This is a genomic window from Lacinutrix sp. MedPE-SW (assembly GCF_001874145.1).
Lineage (GTDB): Bacteria > Bacteroidota > Bacteroidia > Flavobacteriales > Flavobacteriaceae > Lacinutrix.
On sequence record NZ_MPCX01000016.1, the window covers coordinates 12,202 to 32,522 of the forward strand.

17 protein-coding genes are annotated in these 20,321 nt (G+C 29.5%); 5 read left to right on the top strand and 12 right to left on the bottom strand.

Annotation, left to right across the window (positions count from 1 at the left end; genetic code table 11):
* Positions 1 to 6: 6 nt before the first annotated feature.
* From BM549_RS13080 to BM549_RS13090, 3 genes are all read right to left on the bottom strand, one after another.
* The gene (locus BM549_RS13080; protein ID WP_290470671.1) at positions 7 to 1,245 is read right to left on the bottom strand and encodes a DUF1015 domain-containing protein; all 1,239 of its coding nucleotides are present in this window, start codon (positions 1,243 to 1,245) and stop codon (positions 7 to 9) included.
* 64 nt (positions 1,246 to 1,309) lie between these two features.
* Positions 1,310 to 2,200: a 3-hydroxybutyryl-CoA dehydrogenase gene (locus tag BM549_RS13085; RefSeq protein WP_290470672.1), complete on the bottom strand. Its 891-nt coding sequence runs from the start codon at positions 2,198 to 2,200 to the stop codon at positions 1,310 to 1,312.
* Between the two features lie 109 nt (positions 2,201 to 2,309).
* Positions 2,310 to 3,269, bottom strand: a complete 960-nt coding sequence (locus tag BM549_RS13090; protein WP_290470707.1) for a Gfo/Idh/MocA family oxidoreductase — start codon at positions 3,267 to 3,269, stop codon at positions 2,310 to 2,312.
* Between the two features lie 156 nt (positions 3,270 to 3,425).
* Between BM549_RS13090 and BM549_RS13095 the strand changes: the two genes are divergently transcribed.
* Positions 3,426 to 4,067 (top strand): protein-L-isoaspartate(D-aspartate) O-methyltransferase, encoded by a 642-nt coding sequence (locus BM549_RS13095; RefSeq protein ID WP_290470673.1) that lies wholly within the window; start codon positions 3,426 to 3,428, stop codon positions 4,065 to 4,067.
* Here BM549_RS13095 and BM549_RS13100 read toward each other — a convergent pair.
* The 4 genes from BM549_RS13100 to BM549_RS13115 all read right to left on the bottom strand — a co-directional run bounded on the left by BM549_RS13100 (position 4,064) and on the right by BM549_RS13115 (position 8,184).
* Positions 4,064 to 4,579, bottom strand: a complete 516-nt coding sequence (locus tag BM549_RS13100; protein ID WP_290470674.1) for a DUF1648 domain-containing protein — start codon at positions 4,577 to 4,579, stop codon at positions 4,064 to 4,066. The two genes, BM549_RS13095 and BM549_RS13100, sit on opposite strands and share 4 nt — an antisense overlap.
* 9 nt (positions 4,580 to 4,588) lie before the next feature.
* Positions 4,589 to 7,054, bottom strand: a complete 2,466-nt coding sequence (locus BM549_RS13105) for a DUF5686 and carboxypeptidase regulatory-like domain-containing protein (RefSeq protein ID WP_290470675.1) — start codon at positions 7,052 to 7,054, stop codon at positions 4,589 to 4,591.
* A 129-nt stretch (positions 7,055 to 7,183) separates the two neighbouring features.
* Positions 7,184 to 7,639: an SsrA-binding protein SmpB gene (smpB, locus tag BM549_RS13110; RefSeq protein ID WP_290470676.1), complete on the bottom strand. Its 456-nt coding sequence runs from the start codon at positions 7,637 to 7,639 to the stop codon at positions 7,184 to 7,186.
* A gap of 26 nt (positions 7,640 to 7,665) precedes the next feature.
* Positions 7,666 to 8,184, bottom strand: a complete 519-nt coding sequence (locus BM549_RS13115; protein WP_290470677.1) for a phosphoglycerate mutase family protein — start codon at positions 8,182 to 8,184, stop codon at positions 7,666 to 7,668.
* Between the two features lie 94 nt (positions 8,185 to 8,278).
* On the opposite strand from BM549_RS13115, the gene mqo reads away from it, so the two are divergent.
* A complete protein-coding gene (gene mqo, locus BM549_RS13120; RefSeq protein ID WP_290470678.1) occupies positions 8,279 to 9,766 on the top strand; it encodes a malate dehydrogenase (quinone) in 1,488 nt (495 codons plus the stop codon).
* A 1-nt stretch (position 9,767) separates the two neighbouring features.
* On the opposite strand, the gene BM549_RS13125 is transcribed toward mqo, so the two are convergent.
* The 3 genes from BM549_RS13125 to clpB all read right to left on the bottom strand — a co-directional run bounded on the left by BM549_RS13125 (position 9,768) and on the right by clpB (position 13,415).
* Positions 9,768 to 10,172, bottom strand: coding sequence for a hypothetical protein (locus tag BM549_RS13125; RefSeq protein ID WP_290470679.1), 405 nt, complete (start codon positions 10,170 to 10,172; stop codon positions 9,768 to 9,770).
* 54 nt (positions 10,173 to 10,226) lie between these two features.
* Complete coding sequence (locus tag BM549_RS13130) at positions 10,227 to 10,616, bottom strand: hypothetical protein (RefSeq protein ID WP_290470680.1); 390 nt, start codon at positions 10,614 to 10,616, stop codon at positions 10,227 to 10,229.
* Between the two features lie 192 nt (positions 10,617 to 10,808).
* Positions 10,809 to 13,415 (bottom strand): ATP-dependent chaperone ClpB, encoded by a 2,607-nt coding sequence (clpB, locus tag BM549_RS13135; RefSeq protein WP_290470681.1) that lies wholly within the window; start codon positions 13,413 to 13,415, stop codon positions 10,809 to 10,811.
* Positions 13,416 to 13,673: 258 nt separating this feature from the next.
* Here clpB and BM549_RS13140 point away from each other — a divergent pair, with 258 nt between their 5' ends.
* The 3 genes from BM549_RS13140 (at position 13,674) to ytxJ (ending at position 17,485) form a co-directional block, all read left to right on the top strand.
* Complete coding sequence (locus BM549_RS13140) at positions 13,674 to 16,610, top strand: PAS domain S-box protein (RefSeq protein WP_290470682.1); 2,937 nt, start codon at positions 13,674 to 13,676, stop codon at positions 16,608 to 16,610.
* A gap of 2 nt (positions 16,611 to 16,612) precedes the next feature.
* A complete protein-coding gene (locus BM549_RS13145) occupies positions 16,613 to 17,029 on the top strand; it encodes a response regulator (protein ID WP_290470683.1) in 417 nt (138 codons plus the stop codon).
* Positions 17,030 to 17,098: 69 nt separating this feature from the next.
* Positions 17,099 to 17,485: a bacillithiol system redox-active protein YtxJ gene (gene ytxJ, locus BM549_RS13150; RefSeq protein WP_290470684.1), complete on the top strand. Its 387-nt coding sequence runs from the start codon at positions 17,099 to 17,101 to the stop codon at positions 17,483 to 17,485.
* 65 nt (positions 17,486 to 17,550) lie between these two features.
* Here the strand turns inward: ytxJ and BM549_RS13155 are convergent, their stop codons facing one another.
* Complete coding sequence (locus BM549_RS13155; protein WP_290470685.1) at positions 17,551 to 18,732, bottom strand: hypothetical protein; 1,182 nt, start codon at positions 18,730 to 18,732, stop codon at positions 17,551 to 17,553.
* A 120-nt stretch (positions 18,733 to 18,852) separates the two neighbouring features.
* Positions 18,853 to 20,139, bottom strand: a complete 1,287-nt coding sequence (gene fahA / locus BM549_RS13160) for a fumarylacetoacetase (protein WP_290470686.1) — start codon at positions 20,137 to 20,139, stop codon at positions 18,853 to 18,855.
* Positions 20,140 to 20,321 lie beyond the last annotated feature (182 nt).

Sequence of the window (20,321 nt, forward strand, 5' to 3'; positions counted from 1 at the left end):
TTTTATTTAAAATTCGTAGATAGTTACACCACTTCGTAGCTTAGGTTCAATATATGTGCTTTTTGGTGGCATTTTAAGGCCATCGTCTGCAATTTGTTTCATTTGTTCTATTGTTGCAGGAACCATACCAAAACCAACTTTAAACTCGCCACTATCTATTTTGCTTTTTAAATTTACAATATCTTTTTTTCCGCTTAAATAATCTATTCTATTATCATTACGTAAATCGGTAATACCAAGAATAGGTTTTAAAACGGTTTGGTAAAGAAGTTGTGCATCTAATTCTTCTAGAGAAGTTTTAAATTTATAGTGTGTTTTACGTAAATATAGTGAGTAAAACTCACCATCTAAATACATGCTAAAGTGATGAGGTTTAGATGGTTTGTAGGGCATTATTCCTCGATTTTCTATACGATAAATTGTGTCTAGTTGTATTAAAAATTCTTCTTTAGTATAGCCGTTTAAATCTTTTACCAATCTATTAAACTCATGAATTCGTAATTGAGATTCAGGAATTAAAAAACTCATAAAAAAATTATAAGCTTCATTGCCTTTATGGTTTTTATTTTCGGTTTTTAACTCTTTACAAAGTAACTGTGATGATGCCGAGCGGTGGTGACCATCTGCTATATAAAGTGTAGGCATATTTGCAAAAGCGTTACTAATAGTTTTAATGTGCTTTTGGTTGTCTATTTGCCATAAATAATGCGTATCGCGGTAAGTTGTGGTAAACTCAAACTCTGCACGTTGCTCTTGTATCTCATTAATAATTGTATTAATGGCTTTATTATCTGGATAGGTGAGTAGTACAGGTTCTGCATTAAAACCTACTGTTTTTAAGTAGTCTTTAAAAATGACTTCGCGACTAACAATAGTGTCTTCGTGTTTTTTAATAATATCGTTTTGGTAATCTTCAACACTTGCGGCGGCAACAATACCATTAAAAACCTGTTTATCTCTGTCTACAACTTTGTAAATGTAAAAACTAGAAGCATCATCTTTTTTAAATACAGCATCTTCTTTAAATTCCAAGTAGCGGTTTTTTACTAATTGATAACGTGCTTCTCCAGAAATTTCTTTTGCATATTTATAACCAGGATTTACAATGTGTAAAAACGAAAATGGGTTATAATCTAATCGCGCTTCACGTTCTGCTTGTGTATAACTTTGATACGAGCGTGAGGCAACTAAGCTAACTTTATCTCGTGTTGGTTTTACTGCTTTAAACGGAAGGATTTTTGCCATTAATTTTTATTACTTCTTTTATTTTTTAAACGGAAAAGCTATCAATTATTGTAAAAATCCCAGTTTACTTAATAAACTGAGATGATACTTTTTCTGCTTTTCTACTTTCTGAATAATCGTAAAAACCTTCACCAGATTTAACACCTAATTTTCCAGCTTGAACCATATTTACTAATAATGGACATGGTGCATATTTAGGGTTTTTAAAACCATCATACATCACATTTAATATAGATAAACAAACATCTAAGCCAATAAAATCTGCTAATTGTAATGGTCCCATTGGGTGTGCCATACCTAATTTCATTACCGTATCAATTTCTTCAACTCCAGCAACGCCATTATATAATGTTTCTATAGACTCGTTAAGCATTGGCATTAATATGCGGTTGGCAACAAAACCAGGATAATCGTTAACTTCTGTTGGTGTTTTACCTAAAGTTTTAGATAACTCCATTATGGTATTTGTAACTTCGTCGCTAGTATTGTAACCACGAATAATTTCTACCAGTTTCATAATAGGTACAGGATTCATAAAATGCATACCAATTACCATTTCTGGTCTTGATGTTACAGCAGCTATTTGTGTAATAGAAATAGACGACGTGTTTGTTGCTAAAATGGTGTCTTCTGGGCAAGCCTCGTCTAATTGCTTAAAAATTTTAAGTTTTAAATCTAAATTTTCTGTAGCTGCTTCAACCACTAATCCTGCATATTCAACACCTTCATTTACGTTAGTGTATGTTGTTATGTCTGCTAAAGTATTTGCTTTGTCTGCTTCAGAAATTTTTTCTTTAGCAACCATTCTATCTAAGTTTTTGGTGATAGTTGCAATACCTCTTTTTAGTGATTCTTCACTTATATCTATTAATTGAACTTTAAAGCCTGATTGTGCAAAGGTATGAGCAATACCATTTCCCATAGTTCCTGCTCCAATTACTGCTACGTTTTTCATATAAAAAAAATATTATTTTAATTCCTAAGAGATAAGGAATGTGTTATTATTAAATTGTTATAATACATCATTTAAGTATAAATGATTTTTGATTTTTATTTTGTGCTAATTAAAATTGATCGATTATCATAGTAGCAACACGTAAAGCCTCGGTACCATCATGTAATGTTACTATTGGTTTTGTGTTGTTATTAATAGCATCTGCAAAAGTTTCTAACTCGTCTAAAATGGCATTATTGCTTGATATTTGAGGGTTGTCAAAATAGATTTGCTTTTTTACACCTTCGGCATTTTGAAGAATCATATCAAAATCTCCAGGTTGTGTTGGTGCATCTTTCATTTTTACAACTTCGCATTTTTTCTCTAAAAAGTCTACAGAGATGTAAGCATCTTTTTGAAAGAAACGTGTTTTACGCATGTTTTTTAATGAAATTCTACTGGCTGTTAAATTAGCAACGCAGCCGTTTACAAATTCAATTCTTGCATTTGCAATATCTGGTGTGTCGCTTATTACCGAAACGCCACTTGCAGATACATGTTTAACTTTAGAGTTTACTACACTTAAAATGACATCGATATCATGAATCATTAAATCTAAAACTACAGGAACGTCTGTACCTCTTGGGTTAAATTCTGCCAAGCGATGAGTTTCTATAAACATAGGGTTTTCCAGTTGGTCTTTTATTGCAATAAATGCTGGATTAAAACGCTCTACGTGACCAACTTGACCTTTTACGCCATATTCTGCCACTAAGGTTCTTAGAGTTTCGGCTTCTTCAACAGTATTAGTAATTGGTTTCTCTATAAATATGTGTTTGCCTTTAGCAATTGCTTGCCTTGCGCAATCGTAGTGAGATAAAGTAGGTGTTACAATATCTACCATATCTACAGCATCTATTAATGCATCTATAGTATTAAAAAATTTATAACCAAATTCGGCTTCAACCTTTTTGCCATTTTCTTCATTAGCATCATAGAAACCAACAAGGTTGTATTTAGTAGACTCATTAAGAAGTCTTAAATGAATTTTTCCAAGGTGTCCAGCACCTAAAACTCCAGCGTTTAGCATTCTGTTTACGTTTTTTTCAAAAATAAGATATTTAGCTACGAATTTCACAAAATTGAGTGAATTTTTCACTGTTTTTTAGTTTAAAATTAAATTAAGAAATTACTTTTAAAACGAAAGATGTTTTGCTAATTTTATCGTTCCTAACTGCTTCCTATTTTGAGAGATACTTTTAAACATCAAGGCTTAAGACAACAACTTGTTAATGTGTTAAAAAACAAAGGTATTACAGATGCTTCTGTATTAGCTGCCATTGGTAAAATACCACGCCATTTATTTATGGATTCTAGTTTTTTAGATCATGCTTACCAAGATAAAGCGTTTCCTATTGCTGCAGACCAAACGATTTCTCAACCTTACACAGTAGCTTTTCAAACCGAATTAATGCAAGTAAATCGCGGTGATAAAGTTTTAGAAATTGGTACTGGTAGTGGTTATCAAACTGCAGTATTATGTGAAATAGGTGCAAAAGTTTATAGTATTGAAAGGCAACAAGAGCTTTTTAAAAAAACTAGCAAATTTTTACCAAAATTGGGATATAGAGCTAAAAAACTAATTTTTGGTGACGGTTATAAAGGTTTGGTAGAACAAGCACCTTTTAAAAGCATTATTGTAACAGCTGGAGCACCTTTTGTGCCAAAACCATTACTGGCACAATTAGAAATTGGTGGTCGACTTGTAATTCCTGTTGGTGATAAAGTACAGACCATGACTCTTTTTGTTAGAAAAGGACCAACGGAATTTGATAAAACTGAGTTTGGTGAGTTTAGATTTGTACCTCTTTTAGAAGATAAAAACTAAGGTTTCTTAAAAACATTAATTATAACTAAAACAATTGGTGCAAAGGTTAAAACTCCAATTATAATATATATTAAATATTCGCTCCATACTCCAAATTGGTTGCCGTTTTTTAAAGCAATATTTACTACTTGGTAACTAATAATAGCAAATAGTATAGCAATTAATAAATTTACATAGCTAAGCATTTTTACAGCATCTTTGTACTGTTTTTCTACATTTTCTGGAGTGATTTTTACTGGATAATTAAAAATATGAGGATGTTGATTAAGCTTATACAAACCAAAAGCTGTTATTGCTCCTATTATGCCTAAAACAAATACAGAGTTTTTACTACCGTAATTATCTACTTCTCCTTTGTAATTAAAATGCATTGGTACTTGTTCTGGTAAAACCGAATAATATATTGCTGGATAAATAAAACAGAAAGCAACACATAAAAATGTTATTAATTCTAACACTTTTTGAGTTTGATTTTTTTGAAGTTTTATTTTTGGTCTATAGTCGTTAAACATAAAAAAAAATTAAAAACTAATACCAAACATAACAGCATCGTTTAAAAAACCACTTTGGTATGAGCGAACATAATCTACACGTAAAAATCTAAATTTACCAAAACCAATATTATCTACACCAACAGAATATTCTGAATAGGGTTTGTTTTCTTGAGTGATTGCAGAATTAAAACCTAAGATAAGATTAAAATTTAATTTATTTACTAACGGTATTTTGTTTAAAATATAACCGTTAAAGCGATGTTCGGCATGAAACTCTGCATAGTTATTGTTTGTACTTAATGCGTAATATGGTAAGTTTTTAAAGGCATTTAAATAGGTGCCATTAATTTTTACATGTGTTTGATTACCGTTAAAATGATGGTAGTCCATAAAGGCTATGTTTTCTGCATTAGAAAATATACCTCCTAAAATATTATATTGAAATTCTCCTTTATTTCCTGCATCTATGCGTTGTCTTAACCTCGCTTTAAATTGGTCAAAATTATAATTAGAATCTGTTGCTGCGAACCCTTTTTCGTAACCTATTGAAAGTAATGGAAATTTTCTGTTAGGTATATTATACTTACCATTTGGATAACTTAAATAATCTTGAGCAAAACTAATAGTTGCATTTACATTAAGTTTAGCAATATTATGTGTTTTAAATGGTTTGTTTACAAAGTCTGTTTCGTTTAATGGGTTATTACTTGTGTATGTATCACGATCTTCATTTATAATTACATAATCTGTATTATTAACTAAAGTTTTACGACGTTCAAAACCTAAACTTGTATTTAATCTAAATCCATTAAATAGTTCTTGAAAATATTGACCTTGAATATAGCTTTTATCGTAAAGTTTTATGTAATTGTCTTCAAAAAACAATGAGCTAACTAGATTTTCTTTATTAGATATTGGATTAGAACTATTAAACTGCTCAACTTTTACACCTCCAGAAATCGAAATAAATTTATCATTGATATTATTAAATTTATAGTTTGCAGCTATTGTACCTCGTAATCTATTATCTGCTTCACCATAATTTATATTACCAGATATATTAAAAAATCTTTTATACTCATCTATTTGCTTTGTGTAGCGCAATCCAACACTACCGTTCCAGCCTTGTACTGTATTAAATGTAATTTTTTCTAGAGGAGAATCTATATTAAAGCGATAGTTTTTATGTGAATTTTGATAACTGTAACCATTAATAATATCACTTATTTTAAAAGTATTATTTTTTCTATCTATAGAGTCTAAATAAGGTTTAGATTCTTTAACTAACTGTATGCTATCTTTTTTAACATAGTCTGAAGATTCTTCAGCAGTTAAAGGTACAGGTCGTTTGTTTTTCCAAAATAAAGAGTCTTTTTTATTAGAATTTTCTTCAAAAGAAAGAATCTCGCGAGTAAAATGTTTATCGTCAAAATTTGGAGAAAAATCGTAATCACTATATACGGCAGTAAACCTTCCGTCTCCTTTAATACCAAAAAGACCATATTTAAAATCTATTGTTTGCGATATTAGTGCCCAGATATTATTTGTCTCAGAGTAGGCGAATGTTTGTTTTAAAGTAAGTAAATCTACAGGAGCAATACCTGTGCGTTTTCCTGTTATTGTAACATCTGTAGCATAAATTAACCATTGGTCTTCTACAATATAAATATAGCCAGAAAATGCAGGATCGTTATCACGTTTTGGTGTTAAAAGTATTTTATTAATAAGGTTATTATTATCATCATAAAATGTGCCTTCTAGTTTATAATTGTAATAATTAAAGGCGTAATCTGCAATTGGAGATATTACATTGTTTTCAAGTTCTATAGTATTTTTATAGAAGTTATAATTTACATCTGTAGCATTATTAAAACTAAAACCATTAGAGTCTCCACTAACTTTAGAAGCAATTATTTTTTCTTTTAATCGTCTAGGTTTTTGGTATTCTATTTTAGATATTGTTTCAGATAAATATATAATACCACTTCTTGTTGAGTCCAGTCCGCCACCAAGGTCACCAACTTCTTGGCCTAAGATTTTTTCAGGAGCGTCTATAATTTTAATTAATCCGCGAGAATAAAAATTAGCTTTATATTCACTAAGTTTTTCAAGAACATCTTTACGTTTTGCAATGGTGTTTTTTATAATTTGATTTGCAGGATTTTCATCAGAATTAATAACTACTTCACTTAACGAAATATTTTCTTCTATTAAAGTTGCATTTAAAGTGTAAGGAAAAGTATTAATTGTAACTGTTTTTTTTAAAGTTTGGTACCCTAAATATTGAAAAACAATTGTATAATTTTCTGCGGTTTCTATATCTAAAGTATAGTTTCCATCTTCGTTTGTAGTTGTTCCTGTATAGGTATTGTTTATATAAACATTTACAAAAGGTAAGGTTTCACCTGTATTAGAAGTTACATTTCCAGAAATTTGAGAAAATGAAAAATTAAAAGCAAAAAATAAGAGTTGAAGTAGTAGAAGTTTTTTCATAAAAAAAAGATTGATGTTTATTACTAAGACGTTTTTTTTTATAAAAAGGTTGCCTTGGTTACATCAAACATAAAAATAAATAAAAATTATAATTGTTATAACAATCATAATTTTTTGATATTTAGATAATTAAAAGTTTTTTTTAATTCTGTCTAAATTCCGTTTATTATCGCGATCTTTTATTGTTTCACGTTTATCATACAGTTTTTTTCCTTTTGCTAAAGCAATTACAAGTTTAGCATAACCTTTTTCGTTTATAAAAAGTCGCAATGGTATAATAGTAAGTCCAGATGTGTTTACCTCTTTTTCAAGTTTTTTTAATTCTCTACGGTTTAAAAGTAACTTACGTTCGGCTTTTGGTGCATGATTATAGTAGTTTCCATAAACGTATTCTTGAATAGTCATGTTTATAACAAACAGTTCGCTTTTATCATTAAATTCGCAAAAAGCTTCGGCAATAGAAGCTTTACTATCTCGAATAGATTTAATTTCTGTTCCTGTTAAAACTATTCCAGCCGTATATTTATCTAATATTTCGTATTGAAATTTAGCTTTTTTATTAAGTATGTTTATTGTTTTTTGCATGTTATGGCAAAGCTAAAAAAATAGTATTAATATATAGTTTTTAGCTCGTGTTTTATTCCTGTATTTGTTATTGTAACTATGTATAAATTATTATAATTGGTTTCATCTATTTCTGGATATATGTTTTCTCCAATTATAGCATTTACAAAATTAGGTATTGTATTACTATGGCCAACTATAAATACATTTTTACCAATATTATTATTTTTAAATGTATTATAATCTATAGATACTGGGTCGTAGATTTTTGTGCTTAAATTTTGAGATTTTGCAGTTGGTAAAGCAGTATTTAAAGTTCTAGTAAAATCTGTAGCATATACAGCATCAAGTTTTGTATTATTAAAAAAATTAGCAAGCGTATTTGCACGGGCTTTTCCGCTTGGTAATAGTTTTGGGTTGTTTTTAGGTTTGGTGTCTTTTTCGGCATGCCTAACAAAATAGAAGGTAGTAGTTTCTTGTTTAGTGTTTTTAGTATTTTTTTTATTTTGCGCTTTTGCGCAAGAAAATGTTGTAAATACTAATACTATTATAATTAAATGTTTCATTGCCAATTTCTTCAAAGAGTTGCGAAATTTAAAGATATTAAATTCAGCCTACAATACTATTTTATTGTTTTATATTTAGGCTAAAATTAACGAAATGAGTACCAAAAATATAGATGTAAATACAGATTACGATTTAATTTGTGTAGGAGCAGGAATTATGAGTGCCACTTTAGCACTTTTGGTAAAACTGGTAAAGCCAGAACTAAATATTTTAATTCTAGAACGATTAGATGGTGTTGCACAAGAAAGTACTGCTGCATGGAATAATGCTGGAACAGGACATTCTGCATTATGTGAATTAAATTATACACCACAAAAAGGAAATACTGTAGATTGCTCTAAGGCGTATAATATTTGTACTCAATTTGAATTGTCTAAACAATTTTGGAGCTATTTAGTTAATAATAAATTAATTACTAATCCTAAAGATTTTATTAATTCTGTACCGCATCACAGTTGGGTTACAGGAGAAGAAAATGTAGCATTTTTAGAAAAAAGATTTAATGCTCTAAAAGAGCATTTTATGTTTGAAGGCATGGAGTTTACCACAGCTTTAAGTAAAATGAAAACTTGGTTTCCTTTAATAACAGCAAATAGGAGTGAAGATGAAATTATGGCTGCAACGCGTATAGAGCGTGGTGCAGAAATGAATTTTGGAGCATTAACAAAAAAACTATTTGATGTGCTTGAAAATGAATTTAATACACCAGTACACTGTAATGAAGATGTTATAGATATAGATCCAGATAAAGATGTAGAATGGTCTGTAGAGGTAAAAAATAATATAACAAATAAAACCCAATATTTAGATGCTAAACATGTGTTTATTGGCGCTGGTGGCGGTAGTTTATTGTTGCTTCAAAAAGTTGAAATAGCCGAAAAAGATGGATACGGCGGTTTTCCTGTAAGTGGAGAATGGTTGGTTTGTAAAAATGAAAATATAATTAAACAACACTTAGGTAAAGTTTATAGTAAAGCAGGACCTAACGACCCACCAATGTCTACGCCACATTTAGACACACGATTTATTAATGGAAAGCGAGAATTATTATTTGGTCCATTTGCTGGTTTTAGTCCAAAATTTTTAAAAGAAGGTTCTAATTTAGACCTCTTTAAATCTATTAAGTTAGATAATATAAAACCTATGCTTGGTGCATTTTGGGATAATTTGCCATTAACTAAATATTTAATCGAGCAAGTTTCAATGTCTCATGAAGATAGGATGAATAATTTAAGAACTTTTGTTAAAGATGCAAAAAGTGAAGATTGGGAACTTTTGGTTGCAGGACAGCGTGTTCAAATTATAAAAAAAGATGAATATGAAGGTGGTAAATTACAATTTGGTACAGAAGTAGTTAAAAGTAAAGATGGTAGTATTACTTGTTTATTGGGTGCATCTCCAGGAGCATCGACTGCCACTCATGTAATGTTAGAAGTTTTTGAAACGGCCTTTCCAGAAGTGGTAAACTCTAAAGAAGGACAAGAAAAACTGAAAGGTATTGTGCCTTTTTGGAAAGCTAATATAACACCAGAGTTATTTAAAGAAACAATAGCGTATTCATCAAAAGCATTACAATTATAGTTTACATAGCTTTTTCGTCATCTTTTTTATTTTCATTTTTCATTATAACGCGCACCCATTTAATAGCTTGCGTTAGGTTGTCGAAAATTTGGTAAGGTTTGTTGTAAAATTGCCCTTCAAACTCTGCATTAGCACGCATACTTTCACTACCAGGAATAATAGCTACTGCTATTAAATTAGGAATTTTTTCTGCTTCCTTATAAATCATAGGGTTTATTGAAAAAGAATTAACTCTATTACCTATATAAACTAATTTTTTGCCATTAAAATGTTCTTTTAAAATACTTTTAAATTCTTCAGTTTCTTTATACGAAATTAGTTCGCCTTCCTTTACTTGTTTAATAAGAAAGTCATCGAAAATAAATATTTCGGCATGATCTAAATCGTAATATTGAATTACACCCATAGTTTTTTTGATTTGAGAGGTTAAATAAAAGTCAATACCATTAAAATGTAAAATTTACAAATTTGGCATTGGCTCATTTTTTATAATTGCATCTGCAATAACTATAGCATCGGTAAGACTTTTACAAATTTTAAAAGGTTTTTTAAAATCTTGCAACGGTATTTTTTTAACGGTATTATCATTATTTGCATTAACAATAATCATGGCAGCTAGATTAGGAATATTCTCAGCATACTTAAAGGCTAAAGGATCTACATGGTAAGATTTTACTTTGTTAGAAATGTACACCATTTTTTTATTATTAAAGTAGGTTTTAATAATATCGTTTAACATAAAGCCTTGTTCTGTACTTATCACTTTATCTTTTCGTATTTGATTTATTATATAATCATCAAAAACAAAAACTTCAGAATACCCTAAGTCAAAATAATGAAACATTCCCATATAAAACTGCTATTAATCTATACTAATTTAAAAAAAAATAAATAAAAAAGCGACGCTCAACTTTGCGTTTTGCGTCGCTTTTTCAAACTAACTAACTAACCATTGCCTACGAAACGGACAATTTTATTGTTTATTTTATAATGTTTTTTAATTAACAGTATTTTATGATTTTTTACACATTTAATACTTGATTTAGATGTCTTCAGAAATCATTTCGCCTTGATTTCTAAAAACAAGTTCATTATCAAATGCATCTAACAATATAATACTATCTGTTGTAACATGTCCTGATAGAACTTCTTTACTCAAGGCGTTTAAGACTTCTTTTTGTATAACGCGTTTTACAGGTCTTGCTCCAAACTCTGGTTCGTAACCTTTTACTGCTAAGTACGAGATAGCTTCTGGTGTAGCATCAAAAGTAATGCCTTGTTGCGCAATCATTTTAGTAACACTCTTAAGTTGTAGGCCAACAATTTCTTTTATATTTTCTTTAGTTAAAGGTGTAAATAAAATAGTATCGTCGATTCTGTTTAAAAATTCTGGTCTAACAGTTTGTTTTAATAATCCTAATACATCTACTTTAGCAGCTTCCATTGCGGTTTCAATATCTTTTGCAGCCTCAAAACGTTCTTGAATTAGTTGACTACCCATATTAGAGGTCATTATAATAATAGTGTTTTTAAAATCTGCAGTACGGCCTTTATTATCTGTTAAGTGACCTTCGTCTAATACTTGTAATAAAATATTAAAAGTGTCTGGGTGTGCTTTTTCAATTTCATCTAAAAGCACAACAGAATACGGTTTTCTTCTTACAGCTTCGGTTAATTGTCCACCTTCATCATAACCAACGTATCCTGGAGGCGCACCAACTAAACGGCTTACCGCATGGCGCTCTTGGTATTCACTCATGTCTATTCTTGTCATTGCACTTTCATCGTCAAACAAATATTCTGCTAAGGCTTTAGCAAGCTCTGTTTTACCAACACCTGTTGTACCTAAAAATAAAAAGGTTCCTATTGGTTTTTGTGGGTTTTGTAAACCGGCTCTAGAGCGACGTACAGCATCACTAACAGCAATAATAGCTTCATCTTGGCCAACAACACGTTTGTGTAATTGGTCTTCTAGTTTTAACAGTTTTTCACGTTCACTCTGTAGCATTTTGGTTACAGGAATACCTGTCCATTTTGCAACAACCTCTGCAATATCATCGTAAGTTACTTCTTCTTTAATGAGAGAATTTTCAGACTGTGCTTTTAATTCTTCTTGTAGTTTTTCAAGCGTTTCTTGAGCTTCTTTTATTTTACCATAACGTAACTCTGCAACTTTGCCATAGTTGCCTTCACGCTCTGCTTTTTCTGCTTCAATTTTAAAGTTTTCAATAGCTTGTTTTGTGTTTTGTATATTGTCTACAACTTCTTTTTCACTTTTCCATTTCGCATTAATCTCATTGCGTTCTTCTTTTAAGTTTGCTAAATCACTACGTAAAGCTTTTAGTTTTACTTCATCTTTTTCGCGTTTAATGGCCTCAATTTCAATTTCAAGTTGCATTATTTTACGATCTAAAACATCTAACTCTTCTGGTTTAGAGTTTATTTCCATACGTAATTTAGAGGCAGCTTCATCCATTAAATCAATGGCTTTATCTGGTAAAAATCTATTTGTAATGTATCTAGTAGATAATTCTACAGCGCCAATTATAGCTTCGTCTTTAATACGAACTTTATGGTGAGTTTCATATTTTTCTTTTATACCACGTAAAATTGAAATAGCACTTTCTGTATCTGGCTCATCAACCATAACTTTTTGAAAACGACGTTCTAAGGCTTTGTCTTTTTCAAAATATTTTTGATACTCGTCTAAAGTTGTTGCACCAATAGATCTTAATTCACCACGAGCTAATGCAGGTTTTAAAATATTAGCAGCATCCATTGCGCCTTGTCCGCCACCAGCTCCAACAAGTGTGTGAATTTCATCAATAAATAATACAATATCTCCTTCGCTATTGGTAACTTCTTTAATTACAGCTTTTAAGCGTTCTTCAAACTCACCTTTAAATTTGGCTCCGGCAATTAATGCTCCCATATCTAAAGCAAATATTTGCTTGTCAACTAGGTTTTCTGGTATATCACCATCTACAATTCTATGTGCTAAACCTTCAGCAATGGCGGTTTTACCAGTTCCTGGTTCTCCAACCAGAATAGGATTGTTTTTAGTTCTACGCGATAGAATTTGAAGTATTCTTCTAATTTCTTCATCTCTTCCTATAACAGGATCTAACTTGCCATCTTTTGCTAATTGGTTTAAATTTTTAGCATATTTATTTAGTGCATTATAGGTTTCTTCTTGACTTTGTGATGTTACACGATCACCTTGTCTTAATTCATCTATACTTGCTTTTAAAGCTTTTTCTGTAACACCTTGATCTTTTAACACCTGAGCAATTTTGCTTTTAGAATTAAAAATTGCTAAAATTAAATGCTCGATTGAAACAAATTCATCTTTCATATTTTTAGCAATATTAGAGGCTTCATTTAACATTTTAGAAGCGTCTCTAGAGATTGAGAAATCGCCACCACTAACTTTAGCAAAACTTTCTAGCTGTTTTTCTAGAATTTGCTTAAGCATAGGTATGTTAACCCTCATTTTCTTTAAAATAAATGGTAATACATTTTCATCAACGTCGAAAATTGCTTTAAAAATATGTTCGTTTTCTATTTGTTGATGTCCCAAGCCTTGCGCTATTTGTTGGGCTAGCTGTATAGCCTCTTGGGATTTTATTGTGAAATTATTTAAGTTCATTTTTATATATTTTAATTAATAGTTGTTGTGTTTTGTGTACAATAGTCAATTACCTTACCAATTTAGAAAACCAAAAATCAAACGACAAAATGACTTGTTTTTTTGCTTAAAGCATGACCTTTTGTCTTGTTTTTTAGCGCTTTTGAGTTATTTTTATAACCTTTTGTTATATTTTTAAATTGGGTTTTTTTTTGAAAATGAATAAATTAAGTCCTATTTTTATTTCTTTATTTTTTAACAATAGATTTATTACAATTAATGGATAGCCTCAAGAAAAAAATTAGACGTAGATATATATTATTCGCATCTGTATCAATAACATTATTTTCGCTATTATTTTTTGTAGTACACAGGCATATAACTATTCAAAAAGATGATGCTTATATTATTAATAGAGCTGGAAAACAGCGAATGTTAAGTCAAAATATAACCAAACAAGTTTTAGCTTATAATAATGCTTTTAATTCTTTAAAGTCAAAAAATAGTGATTCTGTTTTAGTAAATAACCTTATAACAGAGTTTAAAGATTCTCATGTTTATTTAATTAATTATTATAAAAAATTAAAGCACAATGAGAAACTTGATTCCCTTTTTAATATTGCCGATAAAAATTTAAAAAAGGTAACAACTTCAAGTAAATTAATTTTAAACACAACAGATAAAGCATTTATTAGTTTAGAAGCAGAAAAATTAATAGAGGCAGAAGAAAAGTTTTTAGAAATTATGGATGCAATAGTATTGGAGTACCAATATGTTGCAGAGAAAAACTTAAAGAAACTTCAAAATAACTTTTATAATTTAATGACAGTTTCTATACTGTTATTAGCATTAGGTTTCTTTTATTTATTGATACCCACAATTAGGGAGTTGATTACAAAAAATGAAGCCCTAATACTTTCTAACAAAGCCTTAAAAAATACTAAAGAAGAGATTAAAAATAATTTAAAAGAGCTAAAATTACTTAAAGAAAATTTAGAACAAAAAGAACATTACAATAAAATTTTTATAGAACAAGCGCCACCATCTATAGCCATGTTAGATAAAAACATGAAATATATAGCTGTTTCAAAAAAATGGAAAATAGATTATAAACTAGAAGATTGCGATGTAATAGGTAAGTCACATTATGATATTTTTCCAGAAATTGGAGACGGTTGGAAACAAAAACATAAAGAGTGTTTAAGTGGAGCGGTAGATATTTGTGACGAATATTTATTTGAAAGAGTAGATGGTACAAAGCAGTGGATATTTTGGGAGGTAAAACCATGGTATATAAACGAAGGTGAAATTGGTGGTTTAATAATGTACACTGGAGATATAACTCACATTAAAGAACAAGTTAGAGCAAAAGCTAGAGTAGAAGAAATTTTAGATAGAACAACAAACGTAGCTAAAATTGGAACTTGGGAACTAGATTATAAAACAAAAAAATACACATTAAATAAAATTACCAGAGAGATATTAAATATACCAGAAGATCGTACTATTTATGGCCAAGAAAGTTTAGAGTTATATAAAGAAGGAGAAAGTAGAAATAAGATTTTAGACGCAGTTGATGCCTTAGTAAATACTAAAAAACCATTTGATATTGAAGTTGAAATGACTACGCTTGATGGCAATCCAATTTGGGTAAGAGATATTGGTCAAGCCGAATTTAATGGAGGTGAATGTATACGACTTTTCGGGATATTTCAAGACATATCTCACATAAAGCGAGCAGAAATTGAATTAAAACGAAAAAATGAGCTTTTAAATTTTGCCGAGAAAATTACAATGATGGGTCATTGGCAATGGCATATTAATACTAATAAGGTAACATGGTCTTCAAATTTATATAGTATAATGGGTGTAGATGAAGATAAAAATGATATTACTATTAATACTATTTTAAATATAACACATCCTGAAGATGTAGAAAATGTTAAACTACACATGGAAAAATCATTTTCAGAAAAGCGTTTTCATGGTGAGTTAATACATAGAGTTATTTTAAAAGATGGAACAATAAAAACACTATTAGTTTTAGGAAAATTTATTTTAAATGATAATGATGAAGTAATAGAAATTATTGGTAGTATTCAAGATATAAGTAATCAAAGAATGGAAGAGGTTAAGTTTAAAAGCTTATTAGAATCTGCTCCAGATGCAATGATTATTTTAAACGAAGACAAAAAAATACATTTAATAAACAAACAAGCCGAGCGTTTGTTTGGTTATTCTCAATTAGAGTTGATAGATAAACCTATAGATCAATTAGTCCCAAAAAGAATATTAGAGAAGTTTAAAGAATATAGAGACAACTACTTTAATGATCCACAAACACTTGGTATGGGTGATAATAGGGAGTTAATTGGCGTAAATAAAAATGGAGATGAATTTCCAGTTCAAGTAAGTTTGAGTCCATTAGAAACAGAAAGTGGACTGTTAGTATCTTTAGCAATAAGAGATATAACAAAACAAAAACAAGTAGAATATAATATTAGAAGCTCTAAAGAAAACTTAGAGTTACTAGCAAAAAAATTAAAAACTCAAAACATTCAATTAGCAGATTTTGCACACATAACATCTCATAATTTAAGAGCACCTGTAAGTAATCTAAATTCTTTAATAGATATGTACTTTATGTGTGATAAAGAAGAAGATAAACAAGACGTATTTAAAAAGTTTCAAAAAGTTATTACCCATTTAACCGAAACATTAAATATACTTGTAAATGCTTTAAAAATAAAAAAAGAAAAAGCAAGTTTAAATCCAGTTAGGTTTTCTGAAACATTAAATAAAACAAAAGAATTGTTAGCTGCTCAAATTATTGTAACTGGAGCTGAAATTACCAGTGATTTCACCGAAATAAATAAAATTTCTTATAATAAAATTTATTTTGAAAGTATTTTTCTTAATTTAGTAGAAAACGCTATTAAATATAGAGCAAAAGACAGAGCCCCAAAAATACATTTGAGAACAAAACTAGTAGATAATCACATTGTTTTAGAAATTGAAGATAATGGACTAGGAATTAATCTTGATAGACATAAACACAAAATATTTGGTTTAAATAAAGTGTTTCATAGACATCCAGAAGCAAAAGGTGTTGGTTTATTTATGACTAAATTACAAATAGAATCATTGGGAGGAAAAATTACGGTTGAAAGTACTGTAGATAAAGGCTCTAAATTTATTATTAATTTTAATAAATAAATATGCATAACACTTTAAACATCTGCATTGTTGATGATGATGAAATCTATAAATTCACAGTTGTAAAAACTTTAGAGTCTATAGATTTTGATAAAAAAATAGAAGTCTTCTCAGATGGAGAAGAAGCTTTCTCCTTCCTTTTAGATAATATAGATAATATAGAACAGTTGCCAGATGTTATATTGTTAGATATAAACATGCCTGTTATGGATGGTTTTCAGTTTATGGAAGAATATATTAATATTAAACCACGCGTAGGAAAAAAAATCACAATCTATATGGTATCATCGTCTGTAGATTCTATGGATATTGAGAAGGCGAAAGGTATTAGTGAAATTTCCGACTATATAATAAAGCCAATAAAAAGAGGCGAATTAAAAGCAATAATTACTGGACTTCGAGACAAAGGTCGCATTTAAATTATTGTTTTTAAATTAATTTAAATATGCTTTAAAGCATATTTTTTTATACTTAATTAAAACAATTTTATGGGAATTTTTAATAAAATTTTTGGTGATTCTTCACAACCAAAAGAAGAAAAGGTATTACCATGGATTTCATTAACAGCTGTTTCTCAATTGGAAACTATAGCAGAAAAGTCGAAATCTAAAACACAAATTATATTTAAGCATTCTACTCGTTGTGGTATTAGCCGCATGGTAATGAACCAATTTATAGATGCATATAATTTAGATTTAAATGTAGATTTATATTATTTAGATTTATTGAATTATAGAGAGGTTTCAAACGAAGTTGGCTATAAGTTTCAGGTCATGCATCAATCTCCACAATTACTTATTATTAAAAATGGAGTAGCAGTAGCTCATGCAAGTCATGGAGCAATTAATGAATTAGAATTAGAAAAGTTTATCTAACTTTTAAAAATATATAAAGCTTAAAACTCCCAAATAACGATACTGTTATTTGGGAGTTTTTTTATTTAACTTTTAAAATTATATCTACGTATAATACTCTTTAGTTGAAGTTTAAGGTCTTCACCAGTGTCATAAACCATTTGTTCGTTACTTGGAAATCTTAATCTTCTGTTTTTAAGTAAATTTATATCTTCTGCTGTTAAGGCTCTTTCGTCTCCTTTTACATTGGCATATATATTATCGAAAATAAATTCGCTATTAATAGGGAAACTTCTAATTACTTGATTTTGCTTTAAATTATTGTATACAACTCTAGCTATAATTTGTGTAGATTTTAATTGATTATATTCAAAAAATCTAGCTTTAGCAGTTATTATTTTATCCTGCTTTAAATCATCACCAAGGCTGTCTTTTACAACATTTCCATTAGTGTCTAAAACGTATTCCCAACCATCAACAATATTTTTTTTTCTTATTAGCTGTTTTTCTGTAATACGCTCAGGCGAAATGTTTATACGTTGTAACTGTAATTGCATTTCGTAGTTATAATCTATGTTATTTACTGGATTTGCATGGTATACAGTCCAAAAATCATTTAAACCGTATGTATCAAAATTTAATAATTCATTTTGTAAACGATTAGGTATTAACTGGTTTGTATTATTAACAATACCAACAATAACATAGTCTGTACCTTGGTGTTTTGCAACCTCTATAAGTTGTCTTGTATCTTTATAATTAGGATTTATAGTTTCAACTTCATTAAACAATTGGTAAGCAATCCTGTTTTTAAGCTTATCATTAGTGTTTAACAAGGTTAAAGCTTCGTTGTATTTATAATTAGAAACCTTTTGTTTATAGTTAACTATGGCATTACTATAATTATTAAATTTTAACTCTAGTAGTTTACCATCAATATACAGTGGCATTACAGCTTTAATAGCACGTTGTCTATCTTCAAGATCTAAATACAAATTATAAATAGTTTCAAACTGCTCTGGATTTCCATCTTTTTTTAAATGATTAATAGAGTTATGGTTTTCGGTAACCACTTTGTAAAAAGCATCTTGTAACATAACAATAAAATCCTGCTTTCGTTTTTTATTTTTGTTATGCTCTAATTTTTTAAGCGCATTACTAATTGCCTGGTCATAATTTCCAGAGTTTAGTTGTTTTTCAATTTGCTTTCTTCCAACACAAGATGTTAGTATTAGAAGACCTACTAAAAATAGTGTAATTTTTTTCATCTTCTTACGTTTTACGGGTTTATACTATAAGTATAAAATCAAATGCCATGCCAAAAGCAAAAAAGCCTTAAAACGCTGTAGGTTTCAAGACTTTTTAAAAGCTTATTATTTTTAAAAAAACTATTTTTTTGCTTTATATATTGGTAATAATTTGGTTGATACTTCTCCAAACCCAATTCGTGTACCATCTTTCTCACAAAAGCCACGCATAATAACTGTATCGTTATCATTAATAAATTTACGTTCTGTGCCATCTGCCATTTTTAATGGTTTTTCACCACGCCATGATAACTCTAACATAGAACCGTAAGAATCTGGTGTTGGTCCAGAAATAGTACCACTTCCCATCATGTCTCCAGAGTTTAGCGGGCAACCATTTACAGTATGGTGTGTTAACTGTTGTGCCATACTCCAATACATATGTTTAAAGTTAGAACGGCTTACAACTGTTTCTTTTGCTTTTTCAGGTTGTATTGCAACTTCTAAGTTAATATCAAAACTCTTTTTGCCTTTTTGTTGTAAATAAGGTAATTGTTTTTTTAATGGTTTTGGTCCTGCAACTCTATAAGGTTCTAAAGCATCTAAAGTTACAATCCATGGAGAAATAGAAGAAGCAAAGCTTTTTGCTAAAAACGGACCTAATGGTACGTATTCCCATTTTTGAATATCTCTTGCGCTCCAGTCGTTAAATAATACTAAACCAAAAATATACTCTTCGGCTTCATCAATAGGAATAGGCTCACCTAAATCGTTAGCATCTGTTGTTATAAATGCCATTTCTAATTCGAAATCTACTAATTTACTTGGGCCATAAACAGGCTCTGTTTCACCAGCTGGTAAAGTTTGACCTTGTGGTCTATGTACAGGAATTCCAGAAGGAATAATAGATGAACTTCTACCATGATATCCAACAGGAATATGTAACCAGTTTGGTAATAAAGCATTATCTGGATCTCTAAACATAGTGCCTACATTAGTAGCATGTTCTATACTCGAGTAAAAATCTGTATAATCACCAATTTGAACTGGTAATTGCATTTCAATTTCATCTAAACGAAATAATACAGTTTCTTTATTTTTTTTATTGTCTTTTAATTCATCGTTTTCTGCATCAAAAATCTCTGCAATACGATTTCTTACTAAACGCCAAGTTTTACGGCCATCTGCTATAAAATCATTTAATGTATCTTGAAGAAAAATATCATCAGTTAATGGGATGCCTTCAAAATAGCCTAGTTGGTGTAAAGCACCTAAATCTATGGCTGTATCGCCAATACGAGTTCCAATAGTAATAATATCATCTCTTGTTAAAAAGACTCCAAAAGGAATATTTTGAATTGGAAAATCTGAATTTTTATCAACGTGTAGCCACGATTTTCTATCTGGATTGTTAGCAGTAATTGGCATAACTATATCTTGTGTTTTTTGTTTTTAAATCTATTCAAACCTACATAATTTTTTTTAGTTTGAAATACTTTTACTATTAAAAAATGCTTAAAATTCCACTAAACATATAGAGTTATAAACATAATGTAAAAGATAATAACAATCTATTAGAATCTACTGTTTTTAAGTAAAAAAAAGCATCC